Genomic DNA, 17,467 nt, shown 5'->3' with positions numbered 1-17,467 from the left:
CTCCGGTTTAGATCAGCGGCCCACGCATCGCATCGAGCAGCTTGCGCACCGGCGCGGGCACGCCATACGCGTCGATATTGCCGAGCGACACCCATGCGGTCTGTCCATCGTTCACTTCGAGCGGCGCAGCGTCGCGTCGCAGTTCGATCACGCGCGGCTCGATATCGAGCTTGAAGTGCGTGAACGTATGCGTGAGCGGCGCGAGCGCGGAACTCGACGCCGCACACTCCGGCGTCACGCCGAAGTCGCGCGCGCGCTCGGCGAGCGCGGGTTCATCGGCGGCCTCAGGCAAGCTCCACAGTCCGCCCCAGATGCCCGACGGCGGGCGCTTCTCCAGCATCACGGCGTCGCCGTCGAGCAGCAGGAGCATCCATGTGCGCCGCGTGGGCACGGCCTTCTTCGGACGCGCGGCTGGCAGTTCGCGCTGACGACCCGTGGTGTTCGCCACGCAGTCGGCGGCAAACGGGCAACGCGCGCAGTCGGGCTTGCCCCGGCCGCACAGCGTCGCGCCGAGGTCCATCAAGCCCTGCGTGTACGCGCTCACGTCCGCATCGCTTGCGTCGGGGCCAGGCACGAGCGACTCGGCAAGCGCCCACATCGCGTTCTCCACGCGCTTTTCGCCGGGAAAGCCTTCCACGCCGAACACGCGCGCGAGCACGCGCTTCACGTTGCCGTCGAGAATCGTCTCGCGCGCGCCGAATGCGAACGACGCGATCGCGGCCGCGGTCGAGCGGCCGATGCCCGGCAACTCCGCGAGCGCTTCGACTGTCGAGGGAAACCGGCCGCCGTGCGCGTCGGCCACCACCTGCGCGCAGCGATGCAGATTGCGCGCGCGCGAGTAGTAGCCGAGGCCGGCCCACAGCGCCATCACGTCGTCGTCAGGCGCGGCGGCGAGCGCCCCGACCGTCGGGAAGCGTTCGAGAAAGCGGGCGTAGTACGGAATCACGGTCGCGACCTGAGTCTGCTGCAACATGATTTCCGACAGCCAGATGCGGTACGGATCACGCGTGTTCTGCCACGGCAGGTCGTGGCGGCCGTGCTCGCGCTGCCATGCGATCAGGCGCGGCGCGAAGCCGCCGAGCAGTTCCTGCGGATAGGCGCCGGCGGGAAGCGGCGTGGATTGGGACGAAGTTCGGTACATAGGGAAGCTTGCGGGTCAGCGCTGGCAGCGCGGACAGAAATAAGTGGAGCGCTGGCCCTGCACGATCTGCTTGATCGGCGTGCCGCACACGCGGCAGGGTTGGCCCGCGCGGTCATAAACAAAGTATTCGAGCTGAAAATAGCCACTTTCGCCGTTGCTGCCCACGAAGTCGCGCAGCGTGCTGCCGCCCTTCTCGATGGCCGAGGCGAGCACGGCGCGCACGGCGTCCGCGAGCAGTGCGTAGCGCGCGAGCGAAACGCGGCCCGCCGGAGTCGTGGGCCGGATGCCCGCGCGAAAGAGGCTTTCGGACGCGTAGATATTGCCAACGCCCACCACGATATCGCCCGCGAGCAACGCCTGCTTGACCGCCACCTTGCGCCCGCGCGTCTCGCGAAAGAGCAGCGCGCCATCGAACGCAGGCGTGAACGGCTCGATGCCGAGCCCCGCGAGCAGCGGATGGCCGAGCACGTCGCCCGCCTCGCGCGGATGCCAGAGCACGGCGCCAAAGCGGCGCGGGTCGCGAAAGCGCAGCGTGAAGTCGTCGAAGAACCAGTCCACATGATCGTGCTTTTCGGCGGCGGGCGGCTTCGGCAGGTTGCGCAGCACGCGCAGCGTGCCGGTCATGCCGAGATGCACGATGAACCAGCCCTCGTCCACCTCGAACAGCAGATATTTGCCGCGCCGCCCGACGGAACGGATCGTGCGGCCGCGCAGCGTGCGCGCGAGCGTTGCCGGCACGGGCCAGCGCAATGAGGGGTTGCGCACCTCCACGCGCTCAACGCGGCGGCCTGCGACCCACGGTTCGATCCCTCTTCGGGTAACCTCAACTTCTGGCAACTCTGGCATGTCTGGCGGCCTGACACGGTCGGTAATTCGGGTTGGTCTGCAACTTGCGTAAAGGTGTGTGCGCGTTGTGCGCGTATTGTAGCCAGCGCGTTACAATCGACCGAAACATTCGACGGAATTCCATGGAACTGTCTTTCGTTAAGCTGTTCGCGCAGCGTCCCACGACGCCCCGCCTGCCCGCCACCTTCGCGCGCCGCCTGATCGGCGCCGTGGTTCTCGCGGCCTGGGCGCTGACCACGTCGAGCGCGTACGCGCAGGATCCGGCCCCCGACACGGACGACACTTCCGTCACCATGCCGGACGCTTTCGGTCCCGCCTCGCCCGACGAGAAGAAGGATTTGCCGATCGTCCCGCTGTCGAGCCAGATCGTCTTCCAGGTGCTCGCCGCGGAAATCGCGCTGCAACGCGACCAGCCCGCGCCCGCCTTCCAGACGTATCTTGCGCTCGCGCGCGACACGCATGACCCGCGCATGGCGCAGCGTGCGACGGAAATCGCGCTCGCCGCGCAAAGCCCGACCGACGCGCTCACGGCCGTACAGCTCTGGCAGCAGTACGCGCCCGACTCCGAGCGCGCGGCGCAGCTCGACGCCTCGCTGCTCGTGCTCGCCGGCAAGCCCGACGACGCGCAGCCGCTGCTCGCGCGCGAGATGACGAAAGTCCCGGCCGACAGCCGCGGCCAGGCGATCCTCTCGCTGCAACTGCTGCTTTCGCGCGGCCCGAACCGCGTGGGCGGCCTGAATGTCCTCAAGACGCTGCTCAAGGACGACCTGAACCGTCCCGAGGCGCAGCTCGCGATCGGCCGCCAGCAACTGCTCGCCGACGACGTGCCCGGCGCGCGCAAGTCGTTCGAGCAGGCGCTCACGCTCAAGCCCGACTACCTGCCCGCGGCGCTCATGCTCGCGCAGATGGGGCCGGAGGAGCGCGCGGAAGGCATCGCTTCGATCGAGAAGTACGTCCAGCAGAATCCGAAGTCGCGCGAAGGCCGGCTTGCGCTCGCGCAAACCTATCTTGCCGCCGACCGCCTCGACGACGCGCAAAAGCAGTTCGAGACCCTGCACAAGGACAACGCGAACGACTTGATGCCGCTCATGGCGCTCGCGCTCATCAACGTGCAGCAAAAGAAGTTCGATGCCGCTCAGAAGTACCTGACGCAATACGCGCAGGTCGCCGAGAAGAATCCGGCCGCCGATCCCGGCCAGGCCTACATTTACCTCGCGCAACTGTCGGTCGAGCAGAAGGACGACGCGGGTGCGCAAAAGTGGCTCGACAAGATCCAGCCCAACAGCCAGCAGTACGTGCCGGCGCAGATCACGCGCGCGCAGATCCTCGACAAGGAAGGCAAGACCGACGAAGCGCGCCGCCAACTCGCGAGCATCCAGGCCGACGATCCGCGCGACCAGGCGCTGATCGCGCGCACCGATGCCGCGATCCTGTTCGACGCGAAGCGCTACCCGGAGGCCGAAGCGCGCCTTGCAAAGGCGACCGCCGACTTCCCGGACGACCCCGACCTCACCTATGACTACGCCATGGCCGCGGAAAAGACCGGCCATTACGACGTCATGGAAGCGCAGTTGCGCAAGCTCATCAAGACGCAGCCCGACAATCCGCAGGCCTACAACGCGCTCGGCTATTCGCTCGCCGACCGCAACCAGCGCCTCCAGGAAGCTGACAAGCTCGTCGAGAAAGCTTCAGCGCTCGCACCGGACGACGCGTTCATCATGGACAGCGTGGGCTGGGTGAAGTACCGCCTGGGTGACAACGCCGACGCAATCAAGGTTTTGCGCAAGGCCTACACCATGCAGCCGAACGCCGAAATCGGCGCGCATCTCGGCGAAGTGCTCTGGAAGAACGGCGACCAGGACGGCGCGCGGCAGGCCTGGCGCGAGGCCCGCAAGCTTGAACCCGACAACGACACGCTCCTGAAGACGCTCAAGCGCTTCCAGGTGAACGATCTCTGATGGCAGATTTTTTCAATACCGTTTCTCCCAAGGCCCTCCCTGCTGCGCGCGTCGCCCGGTTTGCGCGCCGCGCGTCGCTCGGCGCGGCGGCAGCCGCGCTCCTCGTGCTGGCGGGCTGCGCCACGCAGCAAGCGCCGCGCCAGCCGTCCACCTCGAACGCCACGACCTCGCTCAGCACGCAGACGAACCGCGCCTGGCATGGGCGCTTCGCCGTGCAATATGTCGACCAGAATGGCCAGCAGCGCAACGCGTACGGCAACTTCGACTGGCGCGAGACCGACTCGACGGTCACGCTGCAACTGCTCAACCCGCTCGGCCAAACGCTCGCGCTCGTGACCTCCGCACCGGCTCAGGCCACGCTCGAACTGCCCAACCGCCCCCCGCTCACGGCCGACAACGTGAGCACGCTCATGCAGCAGGCGCTCGGCTTCGCGCTGCCCGTCGAGGGGTTGCGCTACTGGCTGCAACCGTCGGTCGCGCCCACGTCGCACGCGCGCACCACGCCCGACCCGCAAGATCCGCAGCGCCTTGCCCAGATCCAGCAAGACGGCTGGACCATCGATTACGTTGCGTACGCCAACGCACCGGCCACGGGCGTGAAGCGCGTTAATCTCACGCGCGAAGAACCGCCGCTTCAGATCAAGCTCGTGCTCGACCAGTAAGCGGACCGGCACGCTCCAACATCAGCGTGATCTGGCCGGCGCGCGCCGGTCAGTTCCAGGCATCATTCCAGGCATCATGATCGAAACCCAGGACTCGCTGCGCGACTGCCTCGCGCCCGCGAAACTCAATCTCTTCCTGCACATCACGGGCCGCCGCCCCAATGGCTACCACGATTTGCAGACCGTGTTCCAGTTGCTCGACTGGGGCGACACGCTGCATTTCACGCGCCGCCGTGACGGCCGCATCACACGCACCGTCGAAGTGGAAGGCGTGCCCGCCGAACACGATCTCACCGTGCGCGCCGCGACGTTGCTCAAGGCGCACACCGGCACGACCGAAGGCGTCGAGATCGACATCGAAAAGCGTCTGCCGATGGGCGCGGGTCTTGGCGGCGGCAGTTCCGACGCGGCCACCACGCTGCTCGCGCTCAACCGTCTGTGGAAGCTCAACGTGCCGCGCGAAGAACTCCAGGCGCTCGCACTCAAACTGGGTGCTGACGTACCCTTCTTCGTGTTCGGAAAAAATGCGTTCGCGGAGGGTGTTGGAGAGGCATTGGAGGCTGTACAATTGCCCCCGCGTCATTTTTTGGTGGTGACGCCGCGGGTTCATGTTCCTACTGCTGAAATTTTTTCAGAAAAGTCGTTGACAAGGGACACAAAGACCTGCACAATAGCAGTCTTTCTTGCACAGCAAGCAACGCAGAACGGATGGCCAGACAGCTTCGGTCATAACGATATGCAAGCGGTTGTCGCAGGAAAATACGCGGAAGTAGCGCAGGTGCTTGGATGGTTTGAGCGTGTCTCGAACAGCATCACACCAGCGCGGATGACCGGATCGGGTGCCAGCGTTTTTGCAGCATTCGCCAGTCGGTCCGAAGCAGAATCGGCACGAGCCAGACTGCTTGCGGAACAACCGGACTGGAGAAGCGCGGTAGCCTCGAGTCTGAATACGCATCCACTCTTCGCTTTCGCGGCATAGTTTTGCATGGCTGATCGGCCCTACCCGGTCAGGCAAGCTCAAAGTTGAGTGTAGGGGAGTCGCCAAGTTGGTTAAGGCACCGGATTTTGATTCCGGCATGCGAGGGTTCGAGTCCTTCCTCCCCTGCCAAAATTTCAGGCAGTTCGCTCTGTGGGTTACCCGGAGCCATTCGCCTAAGTAGTTCCTCTCGTCCCCCCCAAGTCCGCAGCAGGTGCATGATGAGCAGCCATGACGGCCTGATGGTTTTTACTGGCAACGCCAATCCCGCGCTTGCCCAGGAAGTCGTCAAGATCCTCGGTATTCCCCTCGGCAAGGCTATGGTTAGCCGCTTCTCCGACGGTGAAATCCAGGTCGAAATCCAGGAAAACGTGCGTGGCAAGGACGTCTTCGTCCTTCAGTCGACGTGCGCTCCGACCAACGACAACCTGATGGAACTGATGATCATGGTCGATGCGCTCAAGCGCGCATCCGCAGGCCGGATCACCGCAGCCATCCCCTACTTCGGCTATGCCCGTCAAGACCGCCGCCCCCGTTCGGCGCGCGTCGCCATCTCGGCGAAGGTCGTGGCGAACATGCTGGAAATCGCCGGTGTCGAGCGGATCATCACGATGGATCTGCACGCCGACCAGATTCAGGGCTTCTTCGATATTCCCGTCGACAACATCTACGCTACGCCCGTGCTGCTCGGCGATCTGCGCAAGCAGAACTACGAGAACCTGCTGGTCGTTTCGCCTGACGTCGGCGGCGTGGTGCGCGCCCGTGCGCTCGCCAAGCAGCTTGGTTGCGATCTCGCGATCATCGACAAGCGTCGTCCGAAGGCGAACGTCGCCGAAGTGATGAACATCATCGGTGAAGTCGAAGGCCGCACCTGCGTGATCATGGACGACATGGTCGACACCGCCGGCACGCTCTGCAAGGCAGCGCAAGTGCTGAAGGAACGCGGCGCCAAGCAGGTGTTCGCTTACGCCACGCACCCGGTTCTCTCGGGTGGCGCAGGCGAGCGTATCGCCGCCTCGGCGCTCGACGAGCTGGTTGTCACCGACACGATTCCGCTCGGTACCGAAGCGCGTTCGTGCCCGAAGATCCGCTCGCTCACGAGCGCCGGTCTGCTGGCCGAAACGTTCTCGCGTATCCGTCGCGGCGACTCGGTGATGTCGCTGTTCGCGGAAAGCTAAAAAGAATTGACGCGCAAAGCGCGGTGTTCGCGAGAATGCCGCGCTTTTGCACGTAATCGGCGCGAGCGGACGAAGGTTCGCGCTGCATCGCTGGGGGCCCGAAGGCAGGCGTTCTGCTGAAAAGGCCCCGTTTTACTGCCTGGTCGCGGGTAGTGCAATGGAGAATCAAATGAAAGTCATCGCTTTCGAGCGTAACCTGCAAGGTACGGGTGCGAGCCGCCGCCTGCGCATCGCTGGCAAGACCCCTGGCATCGTTTACGGTGTCGGTTCGGAGCCGCAACTGGTCGAACTCGACCACAATGCGCTGTGGCACGCCCTGAAGAAGGAAGCCTTCCACTCGTCGATCCTCGACCTCGAAGTGGCCGGCAAGTCGCAACAAGTTCTGCTGCGCGACGTGCAATATCACCCGTTCCGTCAGCTCGTGCTGCACGTGGACTTCCAGCGCGTGGATCCGAACAAGAAGATCCACACGAAGGTGCCCCTGCACTTCATGAACCAGGAAACCAACCCGGCTGTGAAGACGGGTGGTGCGATCATCTCGCACGTTCTGGCTGAAATCGAAGTCCAGTGCCTGCCGGCCCAACTGCCTGAATTCCTCGAAGTCGACCTCGCCAAGATCGAAGCCGGCCAGTCGCTCCACGCCAAGGACATCACGCTGCCCGCCGGCGTGACGCTCGTCTCGCACGTGGAAGCTGAAAACCCGGTCGTCGCATCGGCACCCGTGCCGGCTGGCGCCCAGGCGGCTGCTGAAGGCGAAGAAGCGGCTGCGGAGTAATCGCAGCGGCCTCAACGAGCCGATCCTCTCGATCCGTTTCCCTGAAACGGACGACGTGACCCGCCGCGGTTCGCCCCGGCGGGTTTTTTTTCGCACTCTTTTCTACTCTTCCGTACACTTGCGGGTCGACTCAACGATTTACGCAGGCGGAACACCACAATGATCAGGTTGATCGTCGGGCTCGGCAATCCGGGCGCCGAATACACGGCGACGCGCCACAACGCGGGCTTCTGGTTCGTGGACCAGCTCGCGCGCGAAGCCGGCACGACGCTGCGCGACGAGCGGCGCTTTCACGGCCACTATGCGAAGGCGCGCCTCTACGGCGAGGAAGTGCATCTGCTCGAACCGCAGACCTATATGAACCGCTCGGGCCAGTCGGTCGTCGCGCTCGCGAACTTCTTCAAGATCCTGCCGGACGAGATCCTCGTCGCGCACGATGAGCTCGACCTGCCGCCCGGCACCGTCAAGCTCAAGCTCGGCGGCGGCAGCGGCGGCCACAACGGACTGAAGGACATTTCCGCGCATCTGTCGACGCAGCAATACTGGCGCCTGCGCATCGGCATTGGCCATCCGCGCGACCTGATCCCCGAAGGCGCGCGCGCGGGCGCGAAACCCGACGTCGCGAACTTCGTGCTCAAGCCGCCGCGCCGCGAGGAGCAGGACGTGATCGACGCCTCGATCGAGCGCGCGCTCGCAGTCATGCCGACGTTCGTGAAGGGCGAAGCGGAACGCGCGGTCATGCAGTTGCATCGAAACAGCTGAAACCAGGAGAGCGTCTTGAGTCGTTACTGGAGTGATATCGTCAAGCAGCTTGTGCCTTACGTGCCGGGCGAACAGCCCGCGCTCGCGAAACCGGTCAAGCTCAACACCAACGAGAACCCGTATGCACCCTCCCCGCGCGTGCTCGAGGCGATCCGCCACGAGCTCGGCGAGACGGGCGAGTCGCTGCGCCGCTACCCGGACCCGGTCGCGAAGCGCCTGCGCACAGCCGTGGCTGCGCATCATGGCATTCGCGCCGAGCAGGTGTTTGTCGGCAACGGCTCGGACGAGGTGCTCGCCCATGCGTTCCAGGCGCTGCTCAAGCACGACAAGCCGATTCTCTTTCCCGACATCACCTACAGCTTTTATCCGACCTACGCGCGGCTCTACGAAGTCGAGTACCGCACGGTGCCGCTTACCGAGCCGTTCGCGATTCGCATCGACGATTATCTTCAGCCCAATGGCGGCGTGATCTTCCCGAATCCGAACGCGCCGACGGGCCACGCGCTGCCGCTCGCGGAAATCGAGCGGCTCGTCGCGGCGAACACGGAATCGGTGGTGGTGATCGACGAGGCCTACGTGGACTTCGGCGCCGAATCGGCGATCGCGCTGATCGACCGCTATCCGAACCTGCTCGTCGTGCACACCACCTCGAAGTCGCGCTCGCTCGCGGGCATGCGCGTGGGCTTCGCGTTCGGCCACGTCGATCTCATCGAAGCGCTCAACCGCGTGAAGGACAGCTTCAACTCCTACCCGCTCGACCGACTCGCCCAGGCCGCCGCGACGGCCGCCTATGAGGACGCCGATTGGCTGAAGACCACGAGCGCACGCGTGATGGCAAGCCGCGAGCGCCTCACGGCCGCGCTTGCCGCGCTTGGCTTCGACGTGGTGCCCTCGGCGGCGAACTTCGTGTTCGCGAAGCATCCCGCGCACGATGCGGCGGCAATTGCGGCCAAGTTGCGCGAAAAGGAAATCTTCGTCCGCCATTTCAACGCGCCGCGCGTGAATCAGCATTTGCGGATCTCGATCGGCACCGATGCCGAATGCGATACGCTCATCGAGGCGTTGAAGCGCATCGTCGCGTAAGAAGACAGCAAGATGAAATAAAAAACGCGCCTGTTGGCGCGTTTTTTTGTTTCCGGGGATGAAGATGCGTCAGGCTTTGTCTTTCGCCGCCACCAGCGCGTGGTACTTCTGCATCAATTGCTCGGGCGATTCCACATGCTCCGGATTCTTGGGAATGCACTCCACCGGGCACACCTGAATGCACTGCGGCTCATCGAAATGGCCGACACACTCGGTGCACTTGCCCGGGTCGATCACGTAGATTTCCGGGCCCATCGAAATGGCGTCGTTCGGGCACTCGGGCTCGCAGACGTCGCAATTGATGCACTCGTCGGTAATCATCAGGGCCATGCTTTTCTCACTTCCTGCCAGCGCGGGGGCCGGCGTACACGTTGCTTAGCCCTATAGTTTACGCTGCTTTGGCCGCGCGTTCACGCCTTCGATCCCGTACCACCGAGCGACGCCACCTTGTCCTGCAAGCGCTTTTCCACAGACGGGAACACGAACTTGCTGACATCGCCGCCCAACTGGGCAATTTCGCGCACGATCGTGCCCGAGATGAACTGGTATTGGTCCGATGGCGTCATGAACATCGTCTCGACGTCGGGCAGCAGGTAGCGGTTCATGCCCGCCATCTGGAACTCGTACTCGAAGTCCGACACCGCGCGCAGGCCGCGCACGATCACGCGCGCGTTGTTGCTGCGCACGAAGTCCTTCAGGAGCCCCTTGAAGCTCATGACCTGGACGTTCGGATAGTGGCCGAGCACTTCGTGGGCAATCTCTAGCCGCTCATCGAGCGAGAAGAAAGGCTTCTTGTTGCGGCTGTCCGCAACGCCGACCACCAGCGTGTCGAAAATGCTCGACGCGCGCCGCACGAGATCTTCGTGTCCGCGCGTGAGCGGGTCGAAGGTACCGGGGTACACGGCGACTACCATGAGACTTCTCCTCTCAACAGAAATGGGGCGCAATGCAGTGCCGTGGCGATGCATGCGCACTTGCGTGCGTGACGGTGAGACCGTCCGCCGCTTCTTATCGAACGCGCATTATTCCTCATTTTCGCGTTGCAGCAAATGATAGTGAACCGCACCCGCCTTGCCCTCGCGCACCACGGCCCAGCCCGCCAGCGCGGGCTGCGCGGCCGGATCGATCGCCACGCCGGCCTCGACGTAAAGCCAGCCGCCCGGCGCGACGAGCGGGGCGGCCAGTTCGAGCGAGCGCTCGAGGAGCGCGGTGTCGCCAAACGGCGGGTCGAGGAACACGACGTCGAACGAGCCCGGCGCGAGGTTGGCCGCGAGGCGCAGCGCGTCGGCTTCGGCAATCTCGATCATGCGCGCGCCAAGGCGCGTCTGGTTCGCACGCAGTTGCGCGGCGGCGCGCGCACTGCGCTCCACCATCACGACGCGCGCGGCACCGCGCGAGGCCGCCTCGAAGCCCAGGCCGCCGCTCCCGGCGAACAGGTCGAGGCAACGCAGGCCGTCGAGGCGCTGGCCGAGCCAGTTGAAAACCGTCTCGCGCACGCGGTCGGGCGTCGGGCGCAGGCCGTCGAGATCGAGCACCGGCAGCGGCGTGCGCTTCCAGTCGCCGCCGATGATGCGGATCGTGTGCGCACCGCCGCCGCTGCCGCCGCGCGCGCGCGAATCGGCCTGATGGGAACGGGCGCCAGGCCCACGCGAGGAAGAGGAACGAGTCATGCGTTTGGTCTGCGGCTGCGTTTGGCCGCGGGCAGTCTGCCTGCGGCACTTTGACTAGGGATGATGTGCGCGGTGCGCATCGCGCCCTGCAATGCGCGCACGTTACCACACGGGCGCGCGCGTGCCGCGCGGGCGCCGCAACGACGGGACGTAACGCGCCTGATAAAATGCCGTGTTTTCCGCGCGTTACCCCTTTCCAAGCCGTCGCCGACCGCCCTCCGGTCCGACCCGAAACGCGCCTGACCCACGCCATATCATGTTCAGTTTCTTCAAACGATTCCGCGGCTCGAAGGACGCCGAGAGCGAGCAGGCCGAAGCCGCGCCGGCGCCCGAGGCGCAGGACGAGGCAGCCGCTGCGCCCGCGAGCGAACCGCTTGCGCCGCCGCCGCAAGCCATCACCGCCATCACCGTCGCCAGCGAGGCCGAAGACGAGCCCGAAGCGATCGAGATCGTCCCGCCGCCCGCGCCCGAACCCGCTGCCAAGCAGTCGTGGCTCACGCGTCTGAAGTCGGGGCTCTCGAAGACGAGTTCGAACATCCAGAGCATCTTCGTCAACGCGAAGATCGACGACGATCTGTATGAGGAACTCGAAACCGCGCTGTTGATGTCGGATGCGGGCGTCGACGCCACCGAATTCCTGCTCGAGCAGTTGCGCCAGAAGGTGCGCGCCGACCGCCTGACCGACGCCCAGCAGGTGAAGGACGCCCTGCGCGACCTGCTCATCGGCCTGCTCAAGCCGCTCGAGAAGTCGCTCATGCTCGGCCGCGCGCAACCGCTCGTGATGATGATCGCGGGCGTGAACGGCGCGGGCAAGACCACGAGCATCGGCAAGCTCGCCAAGCACCTGCAAAGCTTCGACCAGAGCGTGCTGCTCGCCGCCGGCGACACGTTCCGCGCCGCCGCGCGCGAGCAGCTCGCCATCTGGGGCCAGCGCAACAACGTGACCGTCGTGCAGCAGGAAAGCGGCGACCCGGCCGCCGTGATCTTCGACGCCGTGAGCGCCGCGCGCGCGCGCCGCATCAACGTGGTGATGGCCGACACCGCCGGCCGCCTGCCCACGCAGTTGCACCTCATGGACGAGCTGAAGAAGGTCAAGCGCGTGATTGGCAAGGCGTTCGACGGCGCACCGCACGAAGTGCTGCTCGTGATCGACGCCAACACGGGCCAGAACGCGCTTGCCCAGGTCAAGGCCTTCGACGACGCGCTGGGACTCACCGGTCTCATCGTCACGAAGCTCGACGGCACGGCCAAGGGCGGCATTCTTGCCGCGATCGCGCGCCAGCGCCCGGTGCCGGTGTACTTCATCGGCGTGGGCGAGAAGGTCGAAGACTTGCAGCCGTTCGTAGCCGAAGAATTCGCCGACGCGCTGCTTGGCGGCTAAACCCGGCTTTTAAACGCACAATAGATGCACGAAGGGCGTCGTTCTCGCGAACGACGCCCTTTTTTCATTCGCGCTCGCGAATCAGGCGCTTATTCCGAATCCGGCTGCGCGCCCGGCTCGGCGCGCGCGAACGCATCGAGCGTGAGCGCGTAGTCGTTGATGCGCTGGATGGTCGGGTAACGCGTCGTGTCGATCTTGAAGCGGTTCGCGTTGTAGATCTGCGGCACGAGGCAAAGGTCGGCGATGGTCGGCGTGTCGCCGTAGCAGAGCTTGCCGGTGCGCGGATCGCCGGCGAGGCGCGCTTCCAGCGTCGCAAAGCCCGACTCGATCCAGTGGCGGTACCACGCGTCTTTCGTCGCGTCGTCCGCGCCAACGGTGTGCTTGAGGTACTTGAGCACCCGCAGGTTGTTCACCGGATGAATCTCGCACGCCACCTGCAACGCGAGCGAACGCACGTGTGCGCGATCGAGCGGCGACTTCGGCAGCAGCGGCGGCTCGGGATGCGTCTCCTCTAGATACTCGATGATCGCGAGCGACTGCTGGATGGCGTGCTGGTCGTCGTCGACGAGCGTCGGCACGATCGCGTCGGGATTGACCTGACGGTAGGCGGGCTTGAGCTGCTCGCCGCCTTCGCGCACGAGGTGAACCGGCACGTAGTCGTACGACAGATTCTTGACGTTCAGCGCAATACGCACGCGATACGACGCCGAACTGCGGAAATAGCTGTAAAGCTTCATGCTCCTCTCTTGCTCCTCTTGTTTCCTGACTGGGTTCGCGCCGCTCAGACGACCCGCACGGCGAACTCGCCGATCCCGGCCACGCCGCCCGTCATCAGGTCGCCCTTCACCACCGCGCCCACGCCCTCGGGCGTGCCCGTGAAGATGAGGTCGCCCGCTTTCAGCTCGAAAAGCGTGGAAAGGAATGCGATCGTGTCGGCAACGGGCCAAATCATCTGCGAAATATCCGAGCGCTGCTTGTCCTCGCCGTTGACGGCGAGCCAGATTTCGCCTTGCGCCAACTGGCCGATCTGCGAAACCGGATGAATCGGGCCGATGGGCGCTGAATGGTCGAAGCCCTTGGCCGTGTCCCACGGACGGCCGAGCTTCTTCGCTTCGCCTTGCAGGTCGCGGCGGGTCATGTCGAGACCGAGCGCGTAGCCATACACATGGTCGAGCGCGCTCACGACGGGAATGTCCTTGCCGCTCTTGCCGATCGCCGCGACGAGTTCCATCTCGAAGTGCACGTTCTGCGACTGCGCCGGATACGGGAACTCGCCGGTCGAGCCGGGGGCAACGTAGAGCACGGCGTCGGCAGGCTTGGCGAAGAAGAACGGCGGCTCGCGGTTCGGATCGTGGCCCATCTCGCGCGCATGGGCTTCGTAGTTGCGGCCAACGCAGTAGATGCGGCGCACCGGAAAGCGCGCGTCACTGCCGGCAACCGGCACCGAGGCGAGCGGCGCCGGTTCGAATACGTAGGTCATGGAGTTCTCCGTCTTTGTGTGGACGCGTGCGCGAGGCACGCAGGCGTAGCGGGATGGGGCACGGCTTGCGCCGTCCGGTTGGTCAATCGCGAGTGTAACGCGCGGCGGCGGGCGTGCGCGGCTTGCACTTCGCGCGCGCGGCCTCGCCGGCCGGACGTGGGCGCCGGCATGCCCGGCGAGGGGCGGCGCGCTCGTGCGATACTTCCCGCATCCCCCATTTCAATACGATGGCGGCCTTTGCCGCACGCCGTCGAACGAACCGCGCCAGCCCATGACCACCGCCGATTCCACTGACATCTTCCCGTGCGCCCGCTTCATCAAGGAGATCGGCCGCGGCCCTCACGGCGCGCGCTCGCTCTCGTCGGAAGACACGCACGCGCTCTACGCCGCGATGCTCGACGGCCGCGTGCCCGAACTCGAACTGGGCGCGGTGCTGCTCGCTTACCGCCTCAAAGGTGAAACCGCGGACGAACTCGCCGCCATGCTCGGCGCCGCGCACGCCTCGTTCGCGCCGCTCGCGGCGCCGCAAGGCGATTACCGCGCCGTGTCGATCCCGAGCTACAACGGTGCGCGCAAGCAGCCCAATCTCGTGCCGCTGCTCGCCCTGCTGCTCGCACGCGAAGGCGTGCCGACGCTCGTGCACGGCGTCACCACCGATCCGGGCCGCGTGACGAGCGCCGAGATCTTCGCGGCGCTCAACCAGCCCGAAGCCGGGGATCATGCCGGGGTCGAGTCGCAACTGGCTACGCGCCGCGTGGCGTTCGCCTCGATCGAAACGCTCGCGCCGAAGGTGGCGCGCCTGCTCTCGCTGCGCCGTCGCATGGGTGTGCGCAACTCCACGCATACGCTCGTGAAGCTGCTGCAACCGTTCGCGCAGCCGGGCCTGCGTCTCGTGAACTACACGCATCCGCCGTATCGCGAAAGCCTGAGCGCGCTCTTCGCGGCGCACCCGGACGCGGCCATTGGCGGCGCGCTGCTCGCGCGCGGCACCGAAGGCGAAGCCGTCGCGGACACGCGGCGTCAGGTGCAGGTCGACTGGCTGCACGACGGCATCTGCGAAACGCTGGTCGAACCGGAGCGCTCGTCGCCCGGCGCACCCGAAGTCGATCTCCCCGAGGGCCGCGACGCGCCCACTACGGCCGCCTGGATCGAGGCCGTGTTGCGCGGCGAAGCGCCGGTGCCGGAGGCGATCACGCGCCAGATCGAGACGATCAAGCGCATCGCCAAGCGCTAAAGAGCGAACCCCAAAGACCTCGTCCGATCCGCTGAAAGCCTTGCGGCGCGGGCGACCCGCGCGTTCGCTCCCACATTTGTCCGCCAACGCATCGGCGCGCTTCGTCAGCCATCCTCGGGCATCTTCACGCGGCCAATCTGCAAATTCGTTGTTGACACACGCATTCGCCCTGATTTACATTGGACGAATGCGTTCCTACCCGAACACCCTCCGAATTACCTTCGGCCGACTATCGGCCCTATCGCTACGCCTAGCCTAAAGCTGGTGTAGCGCCGCAACGACCCCCTCTCCGGTCACCGCGGTCCTCCCAAAGCAGTTCTCGCAGTACCCCAAATCCGCTGTATCTCTACAACCTGTCGTCTGCATTCGTCCGCTTACCGTTCGGACGAGTCGCGAGGTCAAAATGCACGTTGCATGGGCATCGTTCACGTCCAGTTTCGCCGCGCCGGCTACCGCCGTCACCGTGGCCGTCTTCTTCGCGTCCGAGGTTGCCGCCCGTACGCGTGAAGTTTCGCGCATCGTGCTCCGTCGTCAGCCCGCCAGCCGCCCGCTGCCGACCGCCATCGCAAACGACATCATGAAGAACGAGGCTCGTCATGTTGCGTAATCCCGCCGAGAAGTACCGCCCCTTTCCCGCCATCCGCTTGAACGGCCGCAAATGGCCAACGCGTACCGTCGGACGCGCGCCGATCTGGATGAGCACCGACCTGCGCGACGGCAACCAGTCGCTCATCGAACCCATGAGCATCGAGCAGAAGACCGAGTTCTTCGAGATGCTCGTGGCGATCGGCTTCAAGGAAATCGAAGTCGGCTTTCCGTCCGCTTCGCAGACCGACTTCGATTTCGTGCGCAAGCTGATCGACGAAAAGCGCATTCCGGAAGACGTGACGATCGAAGTGCTCGTGCAGTCGCGCGAAGAGTTGATTGCGCGCACCTTCGAGGCGCTCCAGGGCGTGCCGCGCGCGATCGTCCACCTCTACAACGCGATCTGCCCGTCGTTCCGCAAGATCGTGTTCGGGCAGTCGAAGGATGAGGTCAAGGCGCTCGCGGTCGAAGGCACGCGCATCATCCGTGAACATGCCGATAAAAATCCGCAAACGCACTGGATTTACCAGTATTCCCCCGAAACCTTCAGCATGACCGAGCTGACCTTCGCGCGCGAAGTCTGCGATGCGGTGGCCCAGACGTGGCGCCCGACGCGCGATCACAAGATGATCGTGAATCTCCCGGCGACCGTCGAAGCGGCAATGCCGAACGTCTACGCCGACCAGATCGAGTGGATGGACCGCAATCTCGCCTACCGCGACAGCATCGTCCTCTCGGTGCACCCGCACAATGACCGCGGCACGGCGGTCGCCGCCGCCGAAATGGCGCTGCTCGCGGGCGCGGACCGTATCGAAGGCTGCCTGTTCGGCAATGGCGAGCGCACCGGCAACGTGGACCTCGTCACGCTCGCGATGAACCTCTACACCCAGGGCATCGATCCGGGCCTCGACTTCTCCGACATCGACGCCGTGCGCCGCGTGGTCGAGCGCTGCAACCAGTTGCCCGTGCATCCGCGTCATCCGTACGCGGGCGACCTCGTGTTCACGGCGTTCTCGGGCTCGCACCAGGACGCGATCCGCAAGGGCCTCGCGCAGCAGCAGCCCGACGCGATCTGGGAAGTGCCCTATCTTCCGATCGATCCCGCCGATCTCGGCCGCAGCTATGACGCCGTGATCCGCGTGAACAGCCAGTCGGGCAAGGGCGGCGCGACATATCTGCTCGAGCGCGGCATGGGCTTCACGCCGCCGCGCCGCGTGCAGATCGAGTTCAGCCACGCCGTGCAGACGGTGGCCGATACGTCGGGCGAGGAAATCACGGGCGATTCGATTTGCGCGCTTTTCGCGCGTGAGTACTTCGAAACACAAGGACCGGCGGCGCATATCGGCGCGGGCCGCGTGCGCTGGGAAGGCCGCGACGTGGCCGTGCCGGCGGCGGCGAGCGTGGACGAAGCCCACGCCGGGGCCGTTGCCGCGGCGATTGCCCAGGTGGCCGGTGAAAGCATCGAAATCACGTCGTTCGAGACCGCGCGCACAGCACAGGGCGGCACCGTCGTGTTCGTCGGGACGCGCGTGGGCGGCCAGTCAGTGCGCCACGGCGTGGGCGTGGCCGACGACGCAGCCCATGCAAGCATCGCCGCTATCGTGAGCGCGGTGAATCGCGCGGCCTGGCCACAGGTAGATCGACGCGCGGCGGCCTGAGGCAGCCGGAGAAAGTTTGCAGTTCAGCAGGACAGATGCAGCGCCGTTGAGCGCTGGCGGCAAAACGGGCCGCCGGCG

17 protein-coding genes and 1 tRNA gene are annotated in these 17,467 nt (G+C 65.4%); 11 read left to right on the top strand and 7 right to left on the bottom strand.

All coding sequences use genetic code 11. From position 1 onward, the window contains the following. Positions 1–7 precede the first annotated feature (7 nt). Complete coding sequence (gene mutY / locus C7402_RS02825; RefSeq protein WP_116609541.1) at positions 8–1,141, bottom strand: A/G-specific adenine glycosylase; 1,134 nt, start codon at positions 1,139–1,141, stop codon at positions 8–10. Between the two features lie 15 nt (positions 1,142–1,156). Beyond that, the gene (gene mutM / locus C7402_RS02820; protein ID WP_112172041.1) at positions 1,157–1,987 is read right to left on the bottom strand and encodes a bifunctional DNA-formamidopyrimidine glycosylase/DNA-(apurinic or apyrimidinic site) lyase; all 831 of its coding nucleotides are present in this window, start codon (positions 1,985–1,987) and stop codon (positions 1,157–1,159) included. A gap of 122 nt (positions 1,988–2,109) precedes the next feature. On the opposite strand from mutM, the gene C7402_RS02815 reads away from it, so the two are divergent. The 8 genes from C7402_RS02815 to hisC all read left to right on the top strand — a co-directional run bounded on the left by C7402_RS02815 (position 2,110) and on the right by hisC (position 9,381). Beyond that, positions 2,110–3,945, top strand: a complete 1,836-nt coding sequence (locus C7402_RS02815) for a tetratricopeptide repeat protein (protein ID WP_112172042.1) — start codon at positions 2,110–2,112, stop codon at positions 3,943–3,945. Next, on the top strand, positions 3,945–4,607 hold the full coding sequence (gene lolB, locus C7402_RS02810; RefSeq protein WP_116609540.1) for a lipoprotein insertase outer membrane protein LolB: 663 nt from the start codon (positions 3,945–3,947) through the stop codon (positions 4,605–4,607). The genes C7402_RS02815 and lolB overlap by 1 nt, the downstream gene beginning before the upstream one ends. 76 nt (positions 4,608–4,683) lie before the next feature. Further along, positions 4,684–5,586 carry a 4-(cytidine 5'-diphospho)-2-C-methyl-D-erythritol kinase gene (ispE, locus tag C7402_RS02805; RefSeq protein ID WP_116609539.1) on the top strand — a complete coding sequence of 301 codons (903 nt, stop codon included), beginning with the start codon at positions 4,684–4,686 and terminating at the stop codon, positions 5,584–5,586. Positions 5,587–5,638: 52 nt separating this feature from the next. Next, positions 5,639–5,715 (top strand) — tRNA-Gln (locus tag C7402_RS02800). Positions 5,716–5,804: 89 nt separating this feature from the next. Beyond that, positions 5,805–6,761 carry a ribose-phosphate pyrophosphokinase gene (locus tag C7402_RS02795; RefSeq protein WP_112172128.1) on the top strand — a complete coding sequence of 319 codons (957 nt, stop codon included), beginning with the start codon at positions 5,805–5,807 and terminating at the stop codon, positions 6,759–6,761. 169 nt (positions 6,762–6,930) lie between these two features. Further along, on the top strand, positions 6,931–7,536 hold the full coding sequence (locus C7402_RS02790) for a 50S ribosomal protein L25/general stress protein Ctc (RefSeq protein ID WP_112172045.1): 606 nt from the start codon (positions 6,931–6,933) through the stop codon (positions 7,534–7,536). Between the two features lie 159 nt (positions 7,537–7,695). Beyond that, a complete protein-coding gene (gene pth, locus C7402_RS02785) occupies positions 7,696–8,298 on the top strand; it encodes an aminoacyl-tRNA hydrolase (RefSeq protein WP_112172046.1) in 603 nt (200 codons plus the stop codon). Between the two features lie 15 nt (positions 8,299–8,313). After that, a complete protein-coding gene (gene hisC, locus C7402_RS02780) occupies positions 8,314–9,381 on the top strand; it encodes a histidinol-phosphate transaminase (RefSeq protein ID WP_116609538.1) in 1,068 nt (355 codons plus the stop codon). 69 nt (positions 9,382–9,450) lie between these two features. On the opposite strand, the gene C7402_RS02775 is transcribed toward hisC, so the two are convergent. From C7402_RS02775 to rsmD, 3 genes are all read right to left on the bottom strand, one after another. After that, complete coding sequence (locus tag C7402_RS02775) at positions 9,451–9,711, bottom strand: YfhL family 4Fe-4S dicluster ferredoxin (RefSeq protein ID WP_116609537.1); 261 nt, start codon at positions 9,709–9,711, stop codon at positions 9,451–9,453. An 80-nt stretch (positions 9,712–9,791) separates the two neighbouring features. Further along, positions 9,792–10,295, bottom strand: a complete 504-nt coding sequence (gene coaD / locus C7402_RS02770; RefSeq protein WP_112172049.1) for a pantetheine-phosphate adenylyltransferase — start codon at positions 10,293–10,295, stop codon at positions 9,792–9,794. A gap of 108 nt (positions 10,296–10,403) precedes the next feature. Next, a complete protein-coding gene (gene rsmD / locus C7402_RS02765; RefSeq protein WP_116609536.1) occupies positions 10,404–11,051 on the bottom strand; it encodes a 16S rRNA (guanine(966)-N(2))-methyltransferase RsmD in 648 nt (215 codons plus the stop codon). 256 nt (positions 11,052–11,307) lie between these two features. On the opposite strand from rsmD, the gene ftsY reads away from it, so the two are divergent. Further along, positions 11,308–12,432: a signal recognition particle-docking protein FtsY gene (gene ftsY / locus C7402_RS02760; RefSeq protein ID WP_116609535.1), complete on the top strand. Its 1,125-nt coding sequence runs from the start codon at positions 11,308–11,310 to the stop codon at positions 12,430–12,432. 89 nt (positions 12,433–12,521) lie between these two features. On the opposite strand, the gene maiA is transcribed toward ftsY, so the two are convergent. Both maiA and C7402_RS02750 read right to left on the bottom strand, forming a co-directional pair. After that, positions 12,522–13,169: a maleylacetoacetate isomerase gene (gene maiA / locus C7402_RS02755; RefSeq protein ID WP_116609534.1), complete on the bottom strand. Its 648-nt coding sequence runs from the start codon at positions 13,167–13,169 to the stop codon at positions 12,522–12,524. 44 nt (positions 13,170–13,213) lie between these two features. Further along, a complete protein-coding gene (locus C7402_RS02750) occupies positions 13,214–13,912 on the bottom strand; it encodes a fumarylacetoacetate hydrolase family protein (RefSeq protein WP_116609533.1) in 699 nt (232 codons plus the stop codon). 271 nt (positions 13,913–14,183) lie between these two features. On the opposite strand from C7402_RS02750, the gene ybiB reads away from it, so the two are divergent. After that, positions 14,184–15,146 carry a DNA-binding protein YbiB gene (ybiB, locus tag C7402_RS02745; protein ID WP_112172054.1) on the top strand — a complete coding sequence of 321 codons (963 nt, stop codon included), beginning with the start codon at positions 14,184–14,186 and terminating at the stop codon, positions 15,144–15,146. A gap of 596 nt (positions 15,147–15,742) precedes the next feature. Beyond that, entirely contained in the window at positions 15,743–17,389 is a 1,647-nt protein-coding gene (gene leuA / locus C7402_RS02735; protein ID WP_116609532.1) for a 2-isopropylmalate synthase, read from the top strand. The last annotated feature ends 78 nt before the right edge of the window (positions 17,390–17,467 follow it).

The organism is Paraburkholderia unamae (assembly GCF_003096875.1).
Lineage (GTDB): Bacteria > Pseudomonadota > Gammaproteobacteria > Burkholderiales > Burkholderiaceae > Paraburkholderia > Paraburkholderia unamae.
Note: the sequence above shows the minus strand (reverse complement) of the source record. Positions and strands in the feature narration are given on the sequence as shown.